Origin of the sequence: Clostridium sp. AN503, assembly GCF_040719375.1 — a bacterium.
Taxonomy (GTDB): domain Bacteria; phylum Bacillota; class Clostridia; order Lachnospirales; family Lachnospiraceae; genus Brotaphodocola.
Map to the genome: position 1 here is coordinate 2363680 of NZ_JBFDTP010000002.1, position 15763 is coordinate 2379442.

Annotated in this window: 15 protein-coding genes; 3 read left to right on the forward strand and 12 right to left on the reverse strand. The window is 54.2% G+C overall.

Translation table 11 applies throughout. The annotated features are described in order from the left end of the window. Nucleotides 1-104 precede the first annotated feature (104 nt). The 4 genes from AB1I67_RS18405 to AB1I67_RS18420 form a co-directional block, all read right to left on the reverse strand. Nucleotides 105-737: a cytidylate kinase-like family protein gene (locus tag AB1I67_RS18405; RefSeq protein WP_367031513.1), complete on the reverse strand. Its 633-nt coding sequence runs from the start codon at nucleotides 735-737 to the stop codon at nucleotides 105-107. Nucleotides 738-779: 42 nt separating this feature from the next. Then, entirely contained in the window at nucleotides 780-1040 is a 261-nt protein-coding gene (locus tag AB1I67_RS18410) for a hypothetical protein (protein WP_367031514.1), read from the reverse strand. A gap of 192 nt (nucleotides 1041-1232) precedes the next feature. Next, on the reverse strand, nucleotides 1233-2321 hold the full coding sequence (locus tag AB1I67_RS18415) for a tetratricopeptide repeat protein (protein ID WP_367032654.1): 1089 nt from the start codon (nucleotides 2319-2321) through the stop codon (nucleotides 1233-1235). Next, nucleotides 2299-4557 (reverse strand): DUF5107 domain-containing protein, encoded by a 2259-nt coding sequence (locus AB1I67_RS18420; protein ID WP_367031515.1) that lies wholly within the window; start codon nucleotides 4555-4557, stop codon nucleotides 2299-2301. Before AB1I67_RS18420 ends, AB1I67_RS18415 begins: the two co-directional genes overlap by 23 nt. A 202-nt stretch (nucleotides 4558-4759) precedes the next feature. Between AB1I67_RS18420 and AB1I67_RS18425 the strand changes: the two genes are divergently transcribed. Next, nucleotides 4760-5617, forward strand: coding sequence for an AraC family transcriptional regulator (locus tag AB1I67_RS18425; protein WP_367031517.1), 858 nt, complete (start codon nucleotides 4760-4762; stop codon nucleotides 5615-5617). Between the two features lie 68 nt (nucleotides 5618-5685). Here AB1I67_RS18425 and AB1I67_RS18430 read toward each other — a convergent pair whose 3' ends face one another. The 3 genes from AB1I67_RS18430 to AB1I67_RS18440 form a co-directional block, all read right to left on the reverse strand. Further along, nucleotides 5686-6774, reverse strand: a complete 1089-nt coding sequence (locus AB1I67_RS18430) for an arabinose ABC transporter substrate-binding protein (RefSeq protein WP_367031519.1) — start codon at nucleotides 6772-6774, stop codon at nucleotides 5686-5688. A 117-nt stretch (nucleotides 6775-6891) separates the two neighbouring features. Further along, on the reverse strand, nucleotides 6892-7878 hold the full coding sequence (locus tag AB1I67_RS18435; protein WP_367031521.1) for an ABC transporter permease: 987 nt from the start codon (nucleotides 7876-7878) through the stop codon (nucleotides 6892-6894). Next, on the reverse strand, nucleotides 7875-9383 hold the full coding sequence (locus AB1I67_RS18440) for a sugar ABC transporter ATP-binding protein (RefSeq protein WP_367031522.1): 1509 nt from the start codon (nucleotides 9381-9383) through the stop codon (nucleotides 7875-7877). The genes AB1I67_RS18435 and AB1I67_RS18440 overlap by 4 nt, the downstream gene beginning before the upstream one ends. 198 nt (nucleotides 9384-9581) lie before the next feature. On the opposite strand from AB1I67_RS18440, the gene AB1I67_RS18445 reads away from it, so the two are divergent. Together AB1I67_RS18445 and AB1I67_RS18450 are read left to right on the forward strand one after the other, a co-directional pair. Continuing rightward, nucleotides 9582-10370, forward strand: a complete 789-nt coding sequence (locus AB1I67_RS18445; RefSeq protein ID WP_367031523.1) for a hypothetical protein — start codon at nucleotides 9582-9584, stop codon at nucleotides 10368-10370. A 41-nt stretch (nucleotides 10371-10411) separates the two neighbouring features. Continuing rightward, on the forward strand, nucleotides 10412-10630 hold the full coding sequence (locus tag AB1I67_RS18450; RefSeq protein ID WP_367031524.1) for a hypothetical protein: 219 nt from the start codon (nucleotides 10412-10414) through the stop codon (nucleotides 10628-10630). Between the two features lie 18 nt (nucleotides 10631-10648). Here the strand turns inward: AB1I67_RS18450 and AB1I67_RS18455 are convergent, their stop codons facing one another. Genes AB1I67_RS18455 through AB1I67_RS18475 form a run of 5 tightly spaced genes read right to left on the reverse strand, consistent with a single transcriptional unit; the run spans nucleotide 10649 to nucleotide 15592 of the window. Then, nucleotides 10649-11512, reverse strand: coding sequence for a helix-turn-helix domain-containing protein (locus AB1I67_RS18455; protein WP_367031526.1), 864 nt, complete (start codon nucleotides 11510-11512; stop codon nucleotides 10649-10651). 29 nt (nucleotides 11513-11541) lie between these two features. Beyond that, nucleotides 11542-12231 (reverse strand): RraA family protein, encoded by a 690-nt coding sequence (locus tag AB1I67_RS18460; RefSeq protein WP_367031528.1) that lies wholly within the window; start codon nucleotides 12229-12231, stop codon nucleotides 11542-11544. An 18-nt stretch (nucleotides 12232-12249) separates the two neighbouring features. After that, nucleotides 12250-13920: a dihydroxy-acid dehydratase gene (gene ilvD / locus AB1I67_RS18465; RefSeq protein WP_367031530.1), complete on the reverse strand. Its 1671-nt coding sequence runs from the start codon at nucleotides 13918-13920 to the stop codon at nucleotides 12250-12252. Nucleotides 13921-13950: 30 nt separating this feature from the next. Then, complete coding sequence (locus AB1I67_RS18470; protein ID WP_367031531.1) at nucleotides 13951-14709, reverse strand: SDR family oxidoreductase; 759 nt, start codon at nucleotides 14707-14709, stop codon at nucleotides 13951-13953. 25 nt (nucleotides 14710-14734) lie between these two features. Beyond that, entirely contained in the window at nucleotides 14735-15592 is an 858-nt protein-coding gene (locus tag AB1I67_RS18475; RefSeq protein WP_367032656.1) for an SMP-30/gluconolactonase/LRE family protein, read from the reverse strand. Nucleotides 15593-15763: the final 171 nt, after the last annotated feature.

A 15763-nucleotide genomic window follows, 5' to 3' on the forward strand; every position in this document is an offset into this window, starting at 1 on the left:
TGAGTAAAAGCGATCTCGGGGCTGCCCGGCCCTCCGTGCAGGAATAAAAGCACCGGGTTTTGGATATCATCCATATTCTTTTATTTTCGTTCCCGACAGGACTGTCAGACCACAAACCCACGCCTGCGGATATAATCCTTGATGGCCTCCACCGTGCCGTCCACCCCAAGCTTTGCCGTGTTCAGCATCAGATCGTAGTTCTCCACGTCCTCCCAGCTGCGCCCGGTATAATATCTGTGGTAGTCCCGGCGCTCCTTGTCGATCCGCTTAACATTCTTCACAAGATCCTTTTCTTCATACAGCTTCTTCTCCCGGATCCGCGCCACCCTTGCTTCCAGATCCGCATAGAGGAAGATCCTCACCAGATCCTCGCTTCCCTCCAGCACATAATCCGCACAGCGCCCGATGAACACGCAGGATTCCTCCGCCGCCAGCTTCCGGATAACCTCCGACTGGAAACGGAATAAGTTGTCCGCGGATACCAGGTCTGAACCGAAAGAAGGGGCGCCCCGGTCCGGCACCAGGCTGTCAATGATCTTGTAGAGCAGCTTGTTGCCTGCACGCTCGTCCGCCAGATGAAAATAGCTCTCCTTGATGCCGCTCTCCGTGGAATTCATGCGCAGAATGTCCTTGTCATAGCAATGAACCCCCAGGGCTTCGGCCAGTTTCTTACCAACCTCACTTCCGCCGCTTCCATACTGCCTGCCAATGGTCACAATCAGTTTCTTTCCTTCCATAACCGCAGCCTCCTTTCTCCATTTCCCCTGACGTTGCCTATTTCACTGCCTGTTCCCCTGCCCGTATATGGTGCAGCGGTTCTTCCCCTCACGCATCCCTGCGAGCAGGACCCTCCTGATGTCTTCCGGAGAAAGCACAAACCCCTGTTCTCCGATCCCAATCCCGATCACCTGATCTGAAATACAGCGAAATACCTTATCGATATCCTGGGACACCAGACCGCCATCCACAAAGTCCTGGAAAACCATCTTGATCCGCTCTTTGTCCGTCATATGAATCCCCTCGCCCTCTCTTTCTTTCATTATATCTTTTCGGTATTGGTTTTGCAAGGCGATATCCGCTTGAATTTCCGCATTTTGCAGCGGCATAAGGACCGTATGAGGAGTATGAGGATAGAAAACAGCAAGAAAAATACCCTTCCCGCGACAGACCGCTTTCTCCACAGCGGTCCGTCACAGGAAGGGCCTGCCAGCACAGCTCCTGTCACATTTTCTCTAGTTTTCCACGCTCATAGCCAGGTAACGGATCGCATTCTGATGAAAGGCATCCATCCGGATGGCTTCTCCGAATGCCCCTGCCGCCGCATCTATATCTCCCATCCCAAGCCTTGCAAGACCGATCAGATAGTTGCAGTGCGCCTTATTCCTCCGGTTCAGGTCCTCATCAAAGATCAGGAATTCCGGCAGGGATACAGCAAAATACTCCACCCGCATCTCGTCAAACATATGCTGCTCTCCATAGTCGAGAAGCTTGTTAAACCGCGCCTTCGCCTCCACCGTCCGTCCCAGCTTTTCCTTCGCCAGGCCCTGGTAGTAGATCATGTCTGCCGGCTGGTCATTGTAGTACATCATACCGGCCGGTTCATCGGTTCCAACGCTGGCCTGCTCAAAATATTCCTTTGCCGCATCCAGATCTCCAAGCGCTTCCATCACCACACCCAGGTAATAATTGATATGGTTATCTTTACACCCGATCAGTTTTCCCTCTCCCAGGTTCTCCGGGTAATACAGAGCTTTTTTCAGATATTCCTCCGCCTGCTTCCACGCCTTATCCGCCATAGCTGCGCGGGCCAGCTCGATCAGGGCCACGGTGTACTGGGTCGTCACCTTCCCCTCGCCGCCCTCCCACGGGTGGAAGCGGTTGGCCATGATGAAACGGTACGCCTCCTCATAATGCCCCGTCAGGTTCAAAAGCGTTGCGTACTCGATCATCAAGTCGTCCCGCTGCATGAACACGCTTCTCTGCGCCTCATACCGCGCCAGACGCTCTTTGGCCGTCATCTCAAGCTTCTTGTAGAGCTGATCCAGCTCCAGGAAGATCCTCGGGTCCTCCGGGTTGATGTGGTAAGCCCGTTCCATAGCTTCTTTTGCCCGGTCCTTATCTCCGCGTTTGTTGTAATAAGCCAGGGACAAATTTCTCCACACGATCGCAAACTCCGGATCCCGCGCAGCGGAACGCTCCCAGTTATCGATCGCTTTATCATACTGATACTTGTCATAATACAGGTTGCCGAGATAATAATATGCATTGGCCCCATCGGGATTCCTGCGGATTGCCGCCTCAAGCGCCTGGATATCCTCCAGCTTGTTGGGGAAGCAGTAATCCGTGTCTGCAGCCCTCGGCCTGCGCCAAGATTTCTGTTACATCTGCGTCCACATCCATCAGCACCTGATAATAAGCCTTGTAATAGCCAAGCATGGGCCATTCCTCCGTGCAGAGATCCAGGGCGCCGATGGCGTCCTCATAGGCTCCGTACTCTGCATAGTCCCTGGCTGTCATCAGGATATTTTCATGGAAATCCCTCATCAGGCCGCAAACCTCTGCGATCACGCGGTCGTATTCCGCGGAATTGCTGCCGTTTTGACTCAGATCTGTCAGCTTTGCCAGTTCCGCCAGCTCCAGCCTGGACACATAATCGAAGGGATCTACCTTAAGATTTTCCCGGATCATCGTCTCCGCCTCGCTGTACCTTCCAAGCTTTCTCAGCACATAAACCTTCAGTCCCCTTGCCTTGATATTGTGCGCGTTCTTCACCAGCCCCTTTTCCACCAGCTCCAGAGCGCTCCCATAATTCCCACGCATGGACTCGATGCATGCCAGATAGTAAAAGCTCATCTCCTGCTGTTCATTGGACCAGGTAGCCTTATAGAATGCATCAAAGGCTTCCTCCATCCTGCGCTGATACCACAGCGACAGCCCCAGGTTGTAATACGGCTCAGAGTTGTAGGGATTCGGATTCTTCCAGGTGGCGCGTTTCAAAGCCCTGCGGAAGTATTTTTCAGATTCCTCAAAACAGCCTCTGCGCATCAGCAGGGACCCATAGGCATTGTTGAGCCTGATATCGCCGGGATCCCGTTTCAGCCCTTCCAGATAGTAGGGGTCCGGACGGTACGTGGCATGACGGTACTGCTCGATATGAAGCCCGGTTAAGTAAAGCTCCTCCGCGGTCATGATCTCTTCCGGCTCTTTCGCCGCCTGGGCCGGCTCCGGAAGCTGCGGGATCTCCTGCTTGAGCGGTGTGTAAGCGACCAGCTCCGCATCTCCGTCGAGTACCCTGAGGGTCAGTTTCGTATCGTCCTCCGCCGCCAATGGTATGGTTTTTTTGTAGGTATCCACGGGGGATAAATGCACCGTCTCATCTAAAACGGTATCGCCGTCATAAGTCAGAAGGATTCTCGCCTGCGGATAATCCTGTGTTCCGTATGCAGTCACCGTCACCGAATCTCCGGCGGTTTCTAAGTTCACGACCGCATGGATGGACGCATTCTTCACCGCGCCGACTGCTTTGTACGGCATGAAATACTGGGTGAAGGTCTTTTCCTCCATGGGCTTTAACCAGGTAAAGTCCGGCTGGTTATCCGTATACACCCCGGTCATCAGTTCAATGTAAGGGCCGTCCTCATCCGTCAGGTTGCGGTCCCAGGCTTTGCCGAAATCGCCGCAGCCCCAGGTCCACTGCTTTTTGCCTGGAGAGATATGGTGATCCGCCACATGCAGGATGCCCGCCTCTTTCTGGTAATCATAGCCGCCCACGAAATTGAACTCGCTCTTTTCCGCCATATAGGACGTGGGCACCGGGATATTTTTATACCGGGAAATATCCACCCCGGCGCTGTAATCGTACTTGTAATACACCCCGGTCGCGATCGGGAAACGGGACACATCCCGCTTGCCATGATCCATCACCGCATGGACATCCGGCGGGAAGACCGACTGGGTATGATCGTTGACCGGAACCGCCGGATTCGCCCACCAGAGGAAGGTCTGGGGGGTGGAGGTGCGGTTGTAGAGCTGCCCCCGGATCTCTATGTAGGCTTTTCCCGGATACAGGGTAAAGCTCGCCTCACCTTTGGTTCCATACATCTGGTCCACGTCGCAGACACGGCAGGTCACGGAACCGTCCTCATTCTCCATCAGCATATGGTCAACCGGCGAATAGGTGGTCGGGCGGTGGTGCTGCGGCCAGTTAAACTCGATGCCGCCGCTGATCCATGGCCCGCACAGGCCCACAAGGGCCGGCTTGATCACGTGGTTATAATACACAAAATCGTACTGGTTCGTTTTATCATAAGCCCTCTGGATCCTGCCGCCCAGCTCCGGAAGGACCATCACCTTTAAATATTCATTTTCCAGCCACACGGCCTGATAGGTCTTATCCACCCTGGTATCGGATATCTTCTCGACCGTGGGATAGGGATAGATCTTTCCGGAACTGCCCTGGTAGACACGGCTCTCTAAAAACATCGGGTTCTTATCCGCCTCGCCGATTTCATAAGTTGGGATCACAATGGATTCTTCCCAGATTTTTGCTGTTTTCATTTTCTGCTCCCTCCATCACATATGTTTCGCTCTTGCTCCATCCGTGGAAGCATTGCTGCTTCTTGCTTATACTATATAACCTTTATCCCCTGTTTTCATTATCTTTAGTTGCTTACTGATTTATAAAATTTGCTCTCATCGTCTTGACCTGTCCGCCGCCTTATCCTATAATGGTATTATTCAGGAAAAAGGAGGGACTGCTATGCTGTCTACGGAAAACGGAGTTGTCTCCGGCTCAGATTATTACATTTACACCCCCAGCACACTGGCACAGGAACTGTTCTTTTATCCTCTGATCACAGGCTGTTTCCAGTATCTTCCCGGCTACAGCATCCGGCGCAGCTCCTTTGACAGCTTCCTGATCATGTATATGCGAAGGGGCAGCTGTGACATCGACATCGGAGGGCGGCGCTACCATGCCCGCAGCGGCCAGGTGGTTTTCTTAGACTGCTATGCACCCCATGCCTACGGCACCACCACCGGATGGGAGGCGGAGTGGCTGCATTTCGACGGAAAAGCCGCACGAGGATATTTCGACGCGGTCTTAGCCGGCGGCAGCCCGGTCATCACCCTGCAGGACACCTACCGCTTTGAGCGTTACCTGCACAAGATCTACCTTCAGTTCCGGGACCGCATGTCCATCCGGGAAGCGCTTTTGAGCAACTACATCGTCAATATCCTGACCGAACTGTTAGTCAGTAAGGATGCCGAGTACTCTGTCAACGTCTCCTCCAGCATCATAGAGGACACCGTAGCGTACATCGGGGAACATCTGACAGAGAACCTCACCTTAGAGCAGTTAGCAGGACACGCCTCCCTAAGCCCGTTCTATTTCAGCCGCCTTTTTAAGCGAGAGACCGGTTTCTCACCCCATGGCTACCTGATTGCCACCCGGATCAACACTGCCAAATACCTGTTAAAATCCACGGACGAATCCATCAAGAACATCTGCTTCGCCACCGGGTTCGCCAGCGAGAGCAGCTTCTGCACCACCTTTAAGAAAGTAACCGGGTTCACCCCTTCCGAATACCGGATCGAGGCCCAGGATCAGACGCACTGACTAAAGGGCGCCCCCTCAGGCCATCTCATGGCCCTGCGGGACGCCCTTTTAGACTGGATTCCTGCTCTTTACTCTGCCGCTTTCCCCATAACTTCCTTGTAGTTCTCCGGAGTGACCACAACTGCGTCAACTGCGGTCTCCATGGTAACATCGCCGCCGTTTATCATGTCATATAACACTTCAACGGAGCCTGCGCCTACAGAGTCGGAGGAGAAGTAAGCGGAAGCCTTTACACAGGTACCGTCAGCACCCTTGTTGTTCCACTCGTCTTTTGCCATGTATCCGCCAAGGCCAACCACACATGCATCTGCATCCAGGCCTGCGCTTTCCAGAGCGCGCGCCGCACCGATACAGCCCTCTTCGTTGGCGCCGGTTACCAGCCATTTCTTGATCTCCGGATGTGCAGTGATCACAGAAGTCGCCGCCACATTGCCCTTCTCAGTGGTCCCGTCATAATCTGCTTTGAAGATCCTGTCGGTTGCAAAATCCGGGCAGGCTGCGGTAAAGTTGTCATATTCACCTTCTGCACGCGGTACACAGGAGGAAACGGTATCCATGGTCATGATCAGCAGTCCGCACTCCTCGTCTGCCACCAGGTTATTGGCCTTTGCATACTCTGCCAGCCAGTCGCCGTTTGCCTGACCGATCACATAGGCGTTGATGCCGACCCACGGAGCGATCTTCTCGCCGGACTCTGTCTGCAGCGCATCATCCGCAGCTACGATCGGAATCCCCGCTTCTTTACATTTATCAACCACTGCCTGCGACATGGTCTGGTCCGGGATACAGGTAACGATACCCTTCGCCTGGTTCGCGATCGCGTTATCGATCGCCTTTAAATATTCTTCCGGGCTCATCTTTGCATCCACGAAGATAAACTCGTCGCCCTGTGCCTCTACCGCTTTCTGTGCCGCAGCGCCCTCATCGATGAACCAGCTCTGGTCCCCTGCTTTATAGATGCCGTAAACTACGCCTTTTTCACCTGCTGCCGGAGCCGCCGCTTCTTTTGCCTCCTCCCCTTTCGTGTCTGCCGGGGCCGCAGCCTCTTTTGCTGCTGTGGTCGCTGCCGCGGTTGTCTCCTCTGTCTCAAAACCGCTGCATGCGGTCAGGCTTGCCATCATTGCTGCTGCCAGTACCAGTGCCATTCTTTTTTTCATGTTACAATCCCTCCTGTTTTTGCTTGTTTTTGTGTTTTGGTCTTTCGTCCCCAATTTAAGTTCTATCTCAACGGAAATCCACCGATTCCCGGATCGATCCCGGTCACACTGCCGCCGTCAAAGATTCTTCATGGACGCCGCCAGCAGGTCTTTTTCTCTCTTCTGCTTTCTGATATAGTCTGTAGTCAGTGCAAACAACAGCAGTCCGCCCTTCGCCACATACTGCCAGAAGCTCGGTACATTTACCATGGTAAGCCCTGTGTTGAATGCCTGGATCAGGATGATGCCCAGGATGGTGCCTCCCATATCGCCGACGCCGCCCGCAAAGGACACGCCGCCTAAGATAACCGCGGTGATGGCATCGAACTCCAGGTTCACGTTTGCCGCCGGCTGTCCGGAGTTCATACGTGCGGCAAATATGATACCGCCGATGGAACAGAGGATACCCATCATGATATAGCAGGTGGTGATGATCCGCTTGGGATTCAGCCCCGCCAGCCGCGCCGCATCAATGCTTCCGCCGATCGCATACACGCTTCTGCCGAACTTGGTCTTTGCCAGGATGATCCCAAATACGATGATGCAGATCAGCATGATCCACACGGAAAGCGGGATATTGGCGATCCTTGCTTTTCCCAGCACCAGAAATACCTTGTTGCTGATGGACACCGGCTTGCCGCCGCAGATGATGTAGGCAAACCCTCTGACGATCGACTGAGTCACCAGGGTCGCGATAAAGGCTTCCAGATGGATCTTATTGACCATAAATGCATTGAAGCAGCCTACCGCCACGCCGCAGCAGATCGTGAGGATCACAGCCAGCCCGAAGGGGACACCCTTGCTCACCAAAAGGGCAGCAACAACGCCGGAAAACGCCGCCAGGGAACCGGGTGACAAGTCATTCTGCCCCGCAATGATCAGATAGGTATGTCCGATCGCAACCAGTCCCACTAAGGATGCCGCGATCAGGATATTGATGATATTGGTAACCGTAAGGAAATTCTTGTTCAGCAGTGTAAACATGATGAACACCACCACAATGGCGGCCATCAGGACCAGTTTGTCCCCGCTGATCTGAAGTCTGTTCTTTTTATTCGCGTTCATGCTTCCTGTACCTCCCCAATCATGCCCAGGCTCAGAAGCTTACTTTCCGTAGCTTCCTCCCTGGAAACTTCTCCTGCAATCTGCAATGATTTCATAACGATGATCCTGTCGGAAAGCCCGATCACTTCAGGAAGCTCAGAGGACACCAGGATCACGCCCAGCCCCTGCTTTGCAAACTCACAGATCATCTGATAAAATTCCGACTTTGCCCCTACGTCGATGCCCTTGGTCGGCTCGTCTAAGATCAGGACCTTCGGATTGGTGCTGATCCAGCGCGCCACGATGCATTTCTGCTGGTTGCCTCCGGACAGCTCTACGATCTTTTTATCCTTAGACGGCGTCTTGATCTTAAACTTGCGGATTCCGTCTTCCGCGTTTTTATCCTCTTTTGCCGTGCTGACGAACCCCAGCCTGTTGGAGTGTTCATCCAGCAGGGAGATATTGATATTCTCACTTACACTCAAGTTTGAAAGGATCCCCTGGAGTTTTCTGTCCTCCGGTACCAAAACAATGCCGTGCTCCATGGCCTCATGAGGAGACCGGTTCTGGATCCGTTTCCCCTCCAGATACACCTCTCCGGTCCTCAAAGGGTCCGCCCCGATGATGGCGCGCATCAGCTCTGTGCGTCCGGCCCCGACCAGTCCTGAGAATCCCAGCACCTCGCCTGCCCTCAGTACAAAGGAATTGGCTTTTACATAATCCGAGGAGACATTCTTCACCTCTAAAAGCACCTCGCCGATCTTCTTGTCCCGGTCCAGATTTTTGTAGATATCTCCCAGATCGCGTCCTACCATCATGCGGATCATCTCCGCCTCCGGGACAACGCCCGTCTTCACCGTATCTACATAACGCCCGTCCTTAAAGATCGCCACCTTGTCCGTGATCCTCTGGATCTCATCCATACGGTGGGAAACATAAATGATGATCTTCCCCTCCGCTTTCAGCTTTGCAATGATCTTAAACAGGGACTCGATCTCTGAATCTGACAAAGAAGCGGTCGGTTCGTCAAAACATATGACCTTTAAATTCTCTCTGGAATACGCCTTCATGATCTCAACCATCTGCTGGTAAGCAATGCTTAAATCCTTTACCTTTGTGGATGGGCTGATCGGCAGCCCAAAGTCCTCGATGATCTGAAGCGCCATCTCATTGGCCCTGCGCTTGTCAATAAATCCGAACCGGTTGACCGGCATCCTGCCAAGATAGATATTCTCCGCCACGGAAAGCTCCAGTAATATCTGACGTTCCTGATAGATAATGGATATCCCTTCCTCTATGGCTTCATGCGGGGACTGAAAATGTTTCTCCACTCCGTCTAACAGGTATTTGCCGCTGGTCGGCTGATAATCTCCGTTCAGCACCTTAAGGAGCGTTGACTTTCCAGCGCCGTTTTCTCCAAGAAAGGCTAAGACCTCCCCGGACCGGGCCTGAAAGGATACATCGTCCAGGGCTTTTACTCCCGGAAAATATTTGGAAATATGCTGAAACTCCAATACGCTGTCCATTTTTGTTACCTCCTCCCCTTTTTGTTTCTGCTTTTCTCTCAAGTCAACTCGTTATCGTAATTTTATTATAACGCGAATTTTATTTTCATCATTACATCAACTTGCCCAGTCGTTTTTAAAAATTGCTCTCACACCTGTTTTTTATTTCATTTTCTTTCTTTTTCCTTTATACTGAAGATGTAATGGAGGGCAAAGAAAATGAAGGTAATAACCAGAAATATGCCAAATAAAAGCAGATATTCCTATTCTATTTATGACATAACCACCAACCTCGGATTGACGGTCTCAATCCTGGAGCTGGGAGCTTCTATTCAAAAAATTGCTATCACATCCCCGGGCGGGGAACCGGTTTATATCGCGCTTGGCTCTCCCGTCATATCCTTTTATGAAGAATGCTGCTGTTATGCCGGCGCAACACTTGCGCCGAATGCAGGCCGGATCCGCGGCGGAAGCCTGCCCGTGGACGGACAGATGTTCCAGCTGAGCCAAAACGACCAGGACAACCAGCTTCACGGAGGATTTCACAATCTCTCCGCCGCGCCCTGGCATACGGATTCCGTCACCTGTACCCAGGATACCGCCGCAGTCATCCTGTCGGCTTTCCAGCCGGACGGCACGGACGGATATCCGGGAAACCGCAGTTATCAGGTGCGCTACTGCCTGGAGGACACCAACTGGCTGACCATAGAGTACCGGGCTTTTACGGACCGTCCGACCTATATCAACATGTCCGGCCACACCTACTGGAACTTGGCCGGAGATTTTACAAAGCCGGCTGCAGACCAGGAGCTGACGCTGTTTGCAAACAATGTCTGCATCAACGATCCCTGCCATCTGCCCGTAGATATCATCCCAGTCGCCAAAACCAGGTTTGATTTCCGGGAGAGCAGGAAGGTCAGGGCCCCATGGGGCTACAACCATGCATTTTTATTGAACCGCAGCCAGCCGTTCCGCACCCTGCGGGATATCCCCGCAGGCAGCCCTTAAAAAAAGCGGCTGTCCTTTTGGACCCTGCAAGCGGACGCACCATGAGGATGATGACGGACGCGCCGGCCCTGGTCCTGTATTCAGGCGATTTTCTTCCGGATGGGATCATGCTTCACGGAGGCCAGCGCTCCTGCGCTTCCTGCGCCATCGCCTTAGAAGCCCAGGATCTCCCGGATGTCATGCACCTGCTTCCGGACTCTTATGTGCTTACCACGCCGGAGCGCCCCTTTCACCGCATCATCCGGTATCACATCATTTGACTGTAAAACAGCCTCTGTTCACACCGCGTTTTCTCTCCACAGCTTCCGGTATTCCGCAGGCGTCGTTCCCGTCTGTCTGCGGAACACCCTGCAAAAGTACTGGGAGCTGGAGAAGCCGCTCATGAGCGCTACCTCTGTCACGGAATATTCCGGGCGCCATAACAGCTGCTTTGCCCTCCCGATCCTGAGCATCGTGATATACTCGTTGCTGCCCATTCCCATCTGTTCCTGGAAAAACCGCCGCACATAGCGGGAACTGATGCCATATTCTGCCGCCAGCTCCTCCATATTCAGCTCCTGGTCCAGGTTTTCATGGATGTGGCGGATGATCTCCCCGACCTGTCCCATCTCCTTTTCACGATCTTCTGCTCCGCCGCACTGCCCTGCAAACTCCTCAGAAAGCATCGCATAGAGCTCCAACAGTCCAAAGTCAAGCTGTACCTGATCTGCCTCCGACAGCTCACCCGCCCTGTGAAAATAGCTGATCCGCTCCAACAGAGGCAGCAGCTTCTCACAGCCGTGAAGCTTACAATAGGGGGAGTCCATGGCAGGAAACGGCAGTCCCTCCGCCATAGCTTCCGGAAACCGGATGACGGCTTCCAGCTGCGTGATCTTACAGGCCTTCTGCATATCCACTATAAAACAGTGGGACTGGCCCGGGGCAATCACGATGCATTCTCCCTGGCGGAGCGGCACATAGTTTTCCTCCACTCCCATAATACAGCATCCCGTATTGATATAATTGATCTCATATTCCCGATGGGCATGGCTCTCAAACCGGTAATTGGACGGAAAACGGAAGATACCGGCTTTCCGGATCCGCGTTTCATACTGCTCTGAGCCAAGCAGTGCAAACAATCTCTGCTCCATTTGATTCATCATAAGCATCTCCCTGTCTTTGAACAGTTATGTTACATGATCCCGTGCCGCTCAAAGGATTCCTTTGCTCCCATACCGCCCCGGATCGCCTCCGCCACCATCTTTTCCCCAGTCGCCTTTTCGTAAGCGCGGGTAATGACCTCATGCTCGATCTCCTTTGGGATGACCAGCACACCATCCAGATCCCCAAACACGATATCTCCTGGATTCACACGGACGCCCTCGATCTCGATCGGCACCCGAAAGTCGATGACCTTTCCCCGCGGCCCCTGATCCTGGGCGTACCTGCCATAAGAAAAGCACGGGAATCCCAGTTCCAGGATCCCTTTGGTATCCCGGTGGAATCCGTTTACTACTGCGCCTGCCGCCTTTAAGATCTGCATCCGGGTGCACATCAGCTCCCCCACCAGAGCATAGGACGGCGATGACCCGGTGCAGATATAGACTTCATTTTCCTTTAGGTCATCCAGCGCCTCCAACATCAGGCCAAAGGGCTTTTTCATGACCGGATTCTGCCCGTCAGAAAGCTCCTCAAATGCATCTGCCTCCAGCACCGTCATGGCCCGGCCTGCCACGACCATATTAAGATCCAGAGGCTGGATCCGCCACGGCAGGAACTGGTGCAGATATCCCATTTTATCCAGGATATCTCCCAGCACTGCAGAGTACAGCTCCTTTTTCATCATCTCAAACAATTCCCTGTCATTTTCCCATGCAACCATTTCACGTACCTCCTCCTTCTACTCCACGACCGCGCCTTCCGCCGCCGATCTCCCGATCCTGCGGTAGGTCTTCAGATATCCGTCCGGAATCTCCTTTTCAGGCCTTACAAAATGCTGTCTTCTCTCTTCCAGCTCTGCGTCGCTCACGCAAAGCCCCAGCCTCCGCTTTGGCACATCGATCACGATCTCATCCCCATCCTCCACCAGGGCTAAGGTCCCCCCTTCATATGCCTCCGGCGAGATATGGCCCACAAAGCATCCCCGGTTGGAACCGGAAAATCTCCCGTCCGTGATGATGGCACAGCTGTCGGACAGGCCCATTCCCTCCAGGCATTTCATCGGACGGTACATCTCCGGCATCCCCGGTCCGCCCTTGGGCCCCTCATAGCGCAGCACCACCATACTGCCCGGCTCCACCCTGCCGTCCAAAACTGCATGGCAGGCTTCCTGTTCACTGTGGAATACCCTGGCCTTTCCGCTCACCTTCATCAGATGCTCCGGGATCGCCGCCGGCTTCACCACCGCACCGAGGGGAGCCAGATTCCCCTTCAGGACCGCCACTCCGCCGGTCCGGGCAAATGGATCTTTGGCTGTGCGTATCACTTCCCGGCGGGCGCTCTCCTGCGCCTTAAGCACATAGTCGGCAACCGTATCCTTCGTCACGGTCAGGCAGTCCGGATGAAGGTATGCACTCAGCTCTTTCATCACTGCGGGAACGCCGCCCGCCTCGTAAAAGTCCACCATATCATAAGGCGACGCCGGATACACCGACGCTATCTGGGGAACCCTTCGGCTGAGCGCATCGAACACATCCAAGTCCAGCCTGCCAAGCCCCGCCTCCTTATGGATCGCCTGCAGGTGCATGATCGCATTGGTGGAGCCTCCGATCCCCATCAGCACCGCAATGGCGTTCTCGATGGACCTGCGTGTGATGATCTGGCGCGCAGAGATCCCTGCCTCCACCAGCTTCATCACTGCCCGCCCCGTCTCATAGGCCATCTGCATCCGCTCGGCGTAGACGGCTGGTATCACGGCGCTCCCCGGCAGACTCATGCCCATGGCTTCCGCCATACATCCCATGGTATTGGCTGTCCCCAGCATGGCGCAGGAACCGCAGCACGGCTCCGCCAGATTTTCAATCCGCTCAAATTCCGCCTCATCGATCTCGCCGCGCTTCTTCCAGCCAACCGCTTCTGTGACAATATTCCCGTCGTAGTGTTTTCCCTTGTAGGAGGCAGGCATCATAGGCCCGCTGTTGCAGAACACCGCGGGAATATCCAGCCGCGCCGCCGCCATGAGCAGTCCCGGCACGATCTTGTCGCAGGACCCCAGGAGCACCATGCCGTCAAACCGGTGCGCCCGGACCATACATTCCACGGAGGACGTGATCAAATCCCGCGACGGCAGGATATAGCGCATTCCGTCATGCCCCTCAGCGATCCCGTCACAGGGTGCAATGGTTCCAAAGGTCATGGCGGTGCCGCCTGCTGCCCGGATCCCACGCTCTGCCTGGGCACAGACTTCATTTAGATTGTAATGTCCCGGCGTCGCGTTGGTGTAAGTATTAACAATGGCGATCAGCGGCTTTTCCAGGGCCTCATCCGTGAATCCCATAGATTTGTAAAGCGCGCGCTTCAGCGCTCCCTCATCCCCCTGGAGCAGGGTATTGTAGTACGTTCTCTCTTTCATGGCTTTCCCCTTTTCTCTGTCCGCTCCACCTTACACAAAGTCATTGGCCGCCACTACCGGGAGCGTGGCTCCCCCGTCGATCGTCAGCGTAGTCCCGGTGATATAATCCGCGTCCTCCGACGCCAGATACACGACGCCCCTTGCGATCTCTGTGGTTGTTGCGAACCGTTTAAACGGCAGCCGCGCTGCAGCCTCGAGACGGATGTCTCCCGGTTCCCAGCCCACATCCGTGTATCCCGGCGCAACCGCGACCATGCGGATGCCCTTCTGCGACAACTCCATTGCGGCATTTTTCGTAAATTTGGAGACAGCCGCTTTTGTGGGGCCATAGATGGTCGCCCGGGGCCAGGAGCCGTCCACCTGGTTGGAGGAAACATTGACGATCACGCCCCGGATCCCTTTCTCCACCATATGAAGAGCCGCGATCTGGCTGCTGAAGTAGAGTCCCTTCCAGTCAATAGCGGTCATCCTGTCAAACATCTCCTCCGTCGCCTCCAGAAAATAGACCTCCGAACTGATCCCTGCATTGTTGACCACCACATCCAGATGGTCAAACGCCCCGATTGCCTCCCGGTACATCTTCCTGATATCCTCCACCACGGATATGTCCGCATATATTGGGAGCGCCCTCGCCCCCCACGCTTCTGCCTGACGGCATACCTCGTCTGCCGCCAGCCTGTCACTGCGGTAATTTACCACGATATTGTATCCCGCCTTCGCCAGCTCCAGCGCGATCTGCCTGCCGATTCCCTTTGCCGCGCCGGTAATCAGCGCCGTTTTTCTGTCCATTTTAAGTCTCCCGATCTCATGATCATTATTTTTCTATGCCGTACCGGTAGCGCCTGCCGCCCCTGATCCCGGTCTCTGCCCGGTAGATCTGCCCGCCGGTCCCGTCCTCCGCCCGCGCCGTGGTGATAAACAGACTCGTTCCATCCCTGCCGCCAAAACAACAGCAGGACACATAAGGTTCCGGCACCTCTACCTCCTCCAGCTTCCTTCCGGTAGACGCCTCAAAGCATACGACCTTGGAGCCGCCCCACATGGCAGTCCAGAGGTTCCCATTCTCATCTGCACACATCCCGTCCGGGCTTCCGTCTCCTTCTGAAACCTGCACGATGGGATGACGGTTTTTTAAATGGATCTGGTCTTCCACCTCATAGGCATCGATCCGGCGCAGCGGCGTATCAATATGATAGAAGATACTTCCGTCCTCATTCCAGTCCAGGCCATTTGGTATGGTGTAGCCCGGATACTCTGCCACGGCCTTTCCATCCCGGATACAGTAAAGGCTCCCGCAGCCCTGGGCGCCGGGCAGATCCTGGGATACTGCCATCGTGCCCACCCAGAGATTCCCGTACCGGTCACATTTCCCATCGTTGTAACGGATCATATCGGGAAAGTCCTGGCGCAGAAGCACCTCTTTTCTCCCGTCAGACCAATTCTGGTACACCAGCTTGTCCGTCACCGCCGCAACCAGCCCGCCATCTCTGTGAAACACCATACACCCGGTCCTTCCATCCTGACGGCGGCTTCGGACCGGCAGATCCTCCGGCTTCACGGACATCTGGTCCGTATCCAGTGCATAGATCACCCCGGCTTCGATATCCGTGAAATACAGCAATCCCTCCTGTTCATTCCACATGCACCCCTCTCCAAGAATACAATTCGGCATATAAACGAGCTCTGCCTTTTTCACGTTTTCCACCTCCCCATTCCTGTCTGTTACTGTTACTATAGCATTTTCCGTGCCTTCTGTCTGTCAATAATTGGACTGCGCGAAAATGTAATTGTAAAATTCGGAACAAAAAAAGAAGCAATGATCACCAAATGATGACCATTGCCA

What these genes read in the sequence shown, in the direction of transcription:
- AB1I67_RS18405 (WP_367031513.1), bottom strand. Translation starts at nt 737, where the DNA reads ATGGAAGGAAAGAAACTGATTGTGACCATTGGCAGGCAGTATGGAAGC.
- AB1I67_RS18410 (WP_367031514.1), bottom strand. Translation starts at nt 1,040, where the DNA reads ATGAAAGAAAGAGAGGGCGAGGGGATTCATATGACGGACAAAGAGCGG.
- AB1I67_RS18420 (WP_367031515.1), bottom strand. Translation starts at nt 4,557, where the DNA reads ATGAAAACAGCAAAAATCTGGGAAGAATCCATTGTGATCCCAACTTAT.
- AB1I67_RS18425 (WP_367031517.1), top strand. Translation starts at nt 4,760, where the DNA reads ATGCTGTCTACGGAAAACGGAGTTGTCTCCGGCTCAGATTATTACATT.
- AB1I67_RS18430 (WP_367031519.1), bottom strand. Translation starts at nt 6,774, where the DNA reads ATGAAAAAAAGAATGGCACTGGTACTGGCAGCAGCAATGATGGCAAGC.
- AB1I67_RS18435 (WP_367031521.1), bottom strand. Translation starts at nt 7,878, where the DNA reads ATGAACGCGAATAAAAAGAACAGACTTCAGATCAGCGGGGACAAACTG.
- AB1I67_RS18440 (WP_367031522.1), bottom strand. Translation starts at nt 9,383, where the DNA reads ATGGACAGCGTATTGGAGTTTCAGCATATTTCCAAATATTTTCCGGGA.
- AB1I67_RS18445 (WP_367031523.1), top strand. Translation starts at nt 9,582, where the DNA reads ATGAAGGTAATAACCAGAAATATGCCAAATAAAAGCAGATATTCCTAT.
- AB1I67_RS18450 (WP_367031524.1), top strand. Translation starts at nt 10,412, where the DNA reads ATGAGGATGATGACGGACGCGCCGGCCCTGGTCCTGTATTCAGGCGAT.
- AB1I67_RS18455 (WP_367031526.1), bottom strand. Translation starts at nt 11,512, where the DNA reads ATGATGAATCAAATGGAGCAGAGATTGTTTGCACTGCTTGGCTCAGAG.
- AB1I67_RS18460 (WP_367031528.1), bottom strand. Translation starts at nt 12,231, where the DNA reads ATGGTTGCATGGGAAAATGACAGGGAATTGTTTGAGATGATGAAAAAG.
- ilvD (WP_367031530.1), bottom strand. Translation starts at nt 13,920, where the DNA reads ATGAAAGAGAGAACGTACTACAATACCCTGCTCCAGGGGGATGAGGGA.
- AB1I67_RS18470 (WP_367031531.1), bottom strand. Translation starts at nt 14,709, where the DNA reads ATGGACAGAAAAACGGCGCTGATTACCGGCGCGGCAAAGGGAATCGGC.
- AB1I67_RS18475 (WP_367032656.1), bottom strand. Translation starts at nt 15,592, where the DNA reads ATGCCGAATTGTATTCTTGGAGAGGGGTGCATGTGGAATGAACAGGAG.